This is a genomic window from Pseudomonas sp. 3A(2025), assembly GCF_054589175.1.
In genome coordinates this window covers 1-1,184 of sequence record NZ_BAAILM010000045.1, presented here as the reverse complement: position 1 = coordinate 1,184, position 1,184 = coordinate 1, and the positions used below count along the sequence as shown (strand labels likewise).

Sequence of the window (1,184 nt, the reverse complement as noted above, 5' to 3'; positions counted from 1 at the left end):
TGCGCGTAAAGCTGCTGGGTCTGGCGGACGACGAGCACGTTCTGGTGCTGACCCTGCACCATATTGTCTCCGATGGCTGGTCAATGCCCGTGCTGGTCGACGAGTTGGTGCAATTGTATGAAGGCTACAGCCAGGGGCACACCGACGTGAGCCTGCCGGCCTTGCCGATCCAGTACGCCGATTATGCGATCTGGCAGCGTAACTGGATGGAGGCCGGTGAGCAGGAGCGGCAACTGGCCTACTGGCAAGGACAACTGGGCGGTGAGCAGCCGGTGCTGGAGTTGCCCACCGATCGGCCGCGTCCGTTATTGCCGGATCAACACGGGGCCCGGCTGGAAATCACGCTGGACACCGAGCTGGCGAGCGAGCTCAAGGCACTGGCCCAGCGTCAGGGCGGCACCCTGTTCATGGTGCTGCTGGCCAGCTTCCAGAGTGTGCTGCAACGCTATTCAGGGCAGAGCGATATTCGTATCGGGGTACCGGTTGCCAACCGTACGCGAGTGGAAACCGAGCGGCTGATCGGCTTCTTCGTCAACACTCAGGTTCTCAAGGCGACTTTCGAGCTGACGACTACTTTCGAGCAATTGCTGCAGCAGGTTCGCCAGACCGTGCTGGAGGCGCAGACCTACCAGGAACTGCCGTTCGAGCAACTGGTCGAGGCTTTGCAACCTGACCGCAGCCTGAGCCATAGCCCGTTATTCCAGGTGATGTTCAACCACCAGACACAGGCCAAAGGCTCCTTTAGAGAAATACCGGGCTTGCAGGTAGAAGCACTGTCGTGGGAAGGGGTGTCCGCCCAGTTTGATCTGACCCTCAATACCTTTGAGCATGACACCGGTATCGGGGCTTCTCTGACGTATGCGACGGCATTGTTCGATGCCCCGACCATCGAACGTCTGGCCAGGCACTGGAAGTACTTGCTGCAAAGCGTGGTCAAGTCGTTTGATAAACCCTTGGCTGAATTGCCGTTGCTGAGTACCGATGAATATCAGCGGATCGTTCATGACTGGAACCGCACTGAAGCCAGTTACCCGAGCGAGCTGTGTATTCATCAACTGATCGAGCAGCAGGTTTGGAAGACGCCACAGGCCACAGCCCTGGTATTTGGCGGGCAATCGTTGAGCTACACCGAACTCAATCAGCAGGCCAATCGCCTGGCGCACAAGCTGCGTGAGCTGGGTGTC

Annotated in this window: 1 protein-coding gene; it reads left to right on the top strand. The window is 58.6% G+C overall.

The window, feature by feature from the left end:
- On the top strand, nt 1–1,184 hold a 1,184-nt coding region (locus ACYP2A_RS17800), incomplete at both ends, for a condensation domain-containing protein (protein WP_459746957.1).